General features: G+C 54.6%; 2 tRNA genes and 2 rRNA genes. All 4 read left to right on the plus strand.

The features are described from left to right. The first annotated feature begins 202 nt into the window (after positions 1-202). A 16S ribosomal RNA gene (locus tag ABD024_RS16255) occupies positions 203-1,747 on the plus strand. Positions 1,748-1,945: 198 nt separating this feature from the next. Continuing rightward, a tRNA-Ile gene (locus ABD024_RS16260) sits at positions 1,946-2,022 on the plus strand. An 18-nt stretch (positions 2,023-2,040) separates the two neighbouring features. Continuing rightward, a tRNA-Ala gene (locus ABD024_RS16265) sits at positions 2,041-2,116 on the plus strand. Between the two features lie 203 nt (positions 2,117-2,319). Next, positions 2,320-5,156, plus strand: a 23S ribosomal RNA gene (locus ABD024_RS16270); the annotation flags it as partial.

The raw sequence follows: 5,156 nt of genomic DNA on the forward strand, positions 1-5,156 counted from the left end.
CCGGAAACGGGATGCAGATCAAGGATCTTTGACAGTGTGCGCAGGTGAATTGTGTGGACGTCTTGTGCTGGAGGGTTACGACCTGTCCAAGCAATGCAAGCGTCCCACCAAGTAAAAAGTCAGTAATGAGTTTTGATTGGTTGGGAAGAACGCTTCAGAAAGATAGATGGCCGAGCCCGCGAGGGTGAGGTTGTCGAAAACTTAAGTGAAGAGTTTGATCCTGGCTCAGATTGAACGCTGGCGGCATGCCTAACACATGCAAGTCGAACGGCAGCACAGCAGTAGCAATACTGTGGGTGGCGAGTGGCGGACGGGTGAGTAATGCATCGGGACCTACCCAGACGTGGGGGATAACCTCGGGAAACCGGGACTAATACCGCATACGTCCTACGGGAGAAAGCGGGGGACCTTCGGGCCTCGCGCGGTTGGACGGACCGATGTGCGATTAGCTAGTTGGTAGGGTAATGGCCTACCAAGGCGACGATCGCTAGCTGGTCTGAGAGGATGATCAGCCACACTGGGACTGAGACACGGCCCAGACTCCTACGGGAGGCAGCAGTGGGGAATATTGGACAATGGGCGCAAGCCTGATCCAGCAATGCCGCGTGTGTGAAGAAGGCCTTCGGGTTGTAAAGCACTTTTATCAGGAACGAAATACCACGGGTTAATAACCTATGGGGCTGACGGTACCTGAGGAATAAGCACCGGCTAACTTCGTGCCAGCAGCCGCGGTAATACGAAGGGTGCAAGCGTTAATCGGAATTACTGGGCGTAAAGGGTGCGTAGGCGGTTGTTTAAGTCTGTCGTGAAATCCCCGGGCTCAACCTGGGAATGGCGATGGATACTGGGCAGCTAGAGTGTGTCAGAGGATGGTGGAATTCCCGGTGTAGCGGTGAAATGCGTAGAGATCGGGAGGAACATCAGTGGCGAAGGCGGCCATCTGGGACAACACTGACGCTGAAGCACGAAAGCGTGGGGAGCAAACAGGATTAGATACCCTGGTAGTCCACGCCCTAAACGATGCGAACTGGATGTTGGTCTCAACTCGGAGATCAGTGTCGAAGCTAACGCGTTAAGTTCGCCGCCTGGGGAGTACGGTCGCAAGACTGAAACTCAAAGGAATTGACGGGGGCCCGCACAAGCGGTGGAGTATGTGGTTTAATTCGATGCAACGCGAAGAACCTTACCTGGCCTTGACATGTCCGGAATCCAGCAGAGATGCAGGAGTGCCTTCGGGAATCGGAACACAGGTGCTGCATGGCTGTCGTCAGCTCGTGTCGTGAGATGTTGGGTTAAGTCCCGCAACGAGCGCAACCCTTGTCCTTAGTTGCCAGCACGTAATGGTGGGAACTCTAAGGAGACTGCCGGTGACAAACCGGAGGAAGGTGGGGATGACGTCAAGTCATCATGGCCCTTACGGCCAGGGCTACACACGTACTACAATGGTCGGTACAGAGGGTTGCAATACCGCGAGGTGGAGCCAATCCCAGAAAGCCGATCCCAGTCCGGATCGGAGTCTGCAACTCGACTCCGTGAAGTCGGAATCGCTAGTAATCGCGGATCAGCTATGCCGCGGTGAATACGTTCCCGGGCCTTGTACACACCGCCCGTCACACCATGGGAGTGGGTTGCTCCAGAAGGCGTTAGTCTAACCGCAAGGAGGACGACGCCCACGGAGTGGTCCATGACTGGGGTGAAGTCGTAACAAGGTAGCCGTATCGGAAGGTGCGGCTGGATCACCTCCTTTCAAGAAATGACGGCGTGAATCTTCACGCAAGACGTCCACACAAGACACCTGTACTTCACGCGAAGATGTTGCTTTACGCAACGTCCTGTTGCGAAGAGCGAAGATCAAGACCGGCCATCCGTGGCCGGACTCTTCATCAACAGCCGCCTCGAGCCCAGGTTCGAGAGAGGCTGGTGTAGGTTCTGGGGCTCGATCTCTGGGTCTGTAGCTCAGGTGGTTAGAGCGCACCCCTGATAAGGGTGAGGCCGGTGGTTCGAGTCCACCCAGACCCACCATTATTCCAAGGATACCTTGGGGCCTTAGCTCAGCTGGGAGAGCACCTGCTTTGCAAGCAGGGGGTCGTCGGTTCGATCCCGACAGGCTCCACCACTCAAGCGTCACGTGAAGTATCAGCACACAAAAGATTTGAAATCGTCCGGCATTGAGGCCGGTGCGATGTTCTTTGAAAACATGTAAACGAGTGACAAGCGTCTTGGTTCGAACCGAACCGAGACAAGTGTTAAGGCACGAAAACGAAGTAACTTGGCTGCACCTGATGAGGGTGCATGCCCCGAGGCGACTTGGGGTTATATGGTCAAGCGACTAAGCGTATACGGTGGATGCCTTGGCAGTCAGAGGCGATGAAGGACGTGGCAGCCTGCGAAAAGTGTCGGGGAGCTGGCAACAAGCTTTGATCCGGCAATGTCCGAATGGGGAAACCCACTCCGCAAGGAGTACTGCATGGTGAATACATAGCCATGCAGGGCGAACCCGGGGAACTGAAATATCTAAGTACCCGGAGGAAAAGAAATCAACCGAGATTCCCTGAGTAGCGACGAGCGAACGGGGACTAGCCCAAAAGCACATTATGTTTTAGTCAAACGGGATGGAAAGCCCGGCCATAGATGGTGATAGCCCAGTCGACGAAAAGGCATTTTGTGTGAAATTGAGTAAGGCGGGGCACGTGAAACCTTGTCTGAACATGGGGGGACCATCCTCCAAGGCTAAATACTACTGACTGACCGATAGCGAACTAGTACCGTGAGGGAAAGGCGAAAAGAACCCCGGAGAGGGGAGTGAAATAGACCCTGAAACCGTATACGTACAAGCAGTGGAAGCCCGCAAGGGTGACTGCGTACCTTTTGTATAATGGGTCAGCGACTTACTGTCAGTGGCAAGCTTAACCGTATAGGGGAGGCGAAGAGAAATCGAGTCTGAATAGGGCGCATAGTCTCTGGCAGTAGACCCGAAACCGAGTGATCTATCCTTGGCCAGGTTGAAGGTGCGGTAACACGCACTGGAGGACCGAACCCACATCTGTTGCAATAGATGGGGATGAGCTGAGGATAGGAGTGAAAGGCTAAACAAACTCGGAGATAGCTGGTTCTCCTCGAAAGCTATTTAGGTAGCGCCTCGGACGAATCTTCCTGGGGGTAGAGCACTGTTATGGCTAGGGGGTCATCGCGACTTACCAAACCATGGCAAACTCCGAATACCAGGACAGACTATCCGGGAGACACACGGCGGGTGCTAACGTCCGTCGTGAAAAGGGAAACAACCCAGACCCGCAGCTAAGGTCCCAAAGTCATAGCTAAGTGGAAAACGATGTGGAAAGGCATAGACAGCCAGGAGGTTGGCTTAGAAGCAGCCATCCTTTAAAGAAAGCGTAATAGCTCACTGGTCGAGTCGGTCTGCGCGGAAGATTTAACGGGGCTAAGCTATGCACCGAAGCTCGGGGTGTGCACATTTATGTGTACGCGGTAGAGGAGCGTTCCGTAAGCCTGTGAAGGTGGATTGTAAAGTCTGCTGGAGGTATCGGAAGTGCGAATGCTGACATGAGTAACGATAATGGGGGTGAAAAGCCCCCACGCCGAAAGCCCAAGGTTTCCTCGCGCAACGTTCATCGGCGCAGGGTGAGTCGGCCCCTAAGGCGAGGCAGAAATGCGTAGTCGATGGGAAGCTGGTTAACATTCCAGCACTTTTCTACAGTGCGATGTGGGGACGGAGAAAGTTAGGTCTACCGGGCGTTGGTTGTCCCGGGGAAAGGCGGTAGGCATGGGTCTTAGGCAAATCCGGGACCCTTTATGCCGAGCACCGAGACGAGTCCTATTGGACGAAGTGACTGATACTACGCTTCCAGGAAAAGCCACTAAGCTTCAGCTGTAGAAAAACCGTACCGTAAACCGACACTGGTAGGCAGGGTGAGAATCCCAAGGCGCTTGAGAGAACTCGGGTGAAGGAACTAGGCAAAATGGCACCGTAACTTCGGGAGAAGGTGCGCCCATCGACGTGGTCACGTGCGTGACTGAGCGTTGATGGGTCGCAGTAACCTGGCCGCTGCGACTGTTTATCAAAAACACAGCACTCTGCAAACACGAAAGTGGACGTATAGGGTGTGACGCCTGCCCGGTGCTGGAAGGTTAATTGATGGGGTCAGCCGCAAGGCGAAGCTCTTGATCGAAGCCCCAGTAAACGGCGGCCGTAACTATAACGGTCCTAAGGTAGCGAAATTCCTTGTCGGGTAAGTTCCGACCTGCACGAATGGCGTAACGACAGCGGCGCTGTCTCCACCCGAGACTCAGTGAAATTGAATTCGCTGTGAAGATGCAGCGTTCCCGCGGCAAGACGGAAAGACCCCGTGAACCTTTACTATAGCTTTACACTGAACGTTGAGTTCTTCTGTGTAGGATAGGTGGGAGGCTTTGAAGCGCAGACGCCAGTTTGCGTGGAGCCATCCTTGAAATACCACCCTGAAGTGCTTGACGTTCTAACCTCGGCCCGTAATCCGGGTCAGGGACCGTGTATGGTGGGTAGTTTGACTGGGGCGGTCTCCTCCCAAAGAGTAACGGAGGAGCACGAAGGTACGCTCAGCGCGGTCGGACATCGCGCACTGTGTGCAATGGCATAAGCGTGCTTGACTGCGAGATCGACGGATCAAGCAGGTACGAAAGTAGGTCATAGTGATCCGGTGGTTCTGTATGGAAGGGCCATCGCTCAACGGATAAAAGGTACTCCGGGGATAACAGGCTGATACCGCCCAAGAGTTCATATCGACGGCGGTGTTTGGCACCTCGATGTCGGCTCATCACATCCTGGGGCTGTAGCCGGTCCCAAGGGTATGGCTGTTCGCCATTTAAAGTGGTACGCGAGCTGGGTTCAGAACGTCGTGAGACAGTTCGGTCCCTATCTGTCGTGGGCGTTGGAGATTTGAGGGGGGCTGCTCCTAGTACGAGAGGACCGGAGTGGACGTTCCGCTGGTGTTCGGGTTGTCATGCCCATGGCATTGCCCGGTAGCTACGAACGGAAGTGATAACCGCTGAAAGCATCTAAGCGGGAAGCACGCCCCAAGATGAGATCTCCCGAGAGCTTGACTCTCCTTAAGGCACCATCAAGACCAGGTGGTTGATAGGTCAGGTGTGGAAGCGCAGCA

This window comes from Rhodanobacter soli, assembly GCF_039523495.1.
Lineage (GTDB): Bacteria > Pseudomonadota > Gammaproteobacteria > Xanthomonadales > Rhodanobacteraceae > Rhodanobacter > Rhodanobacter soli.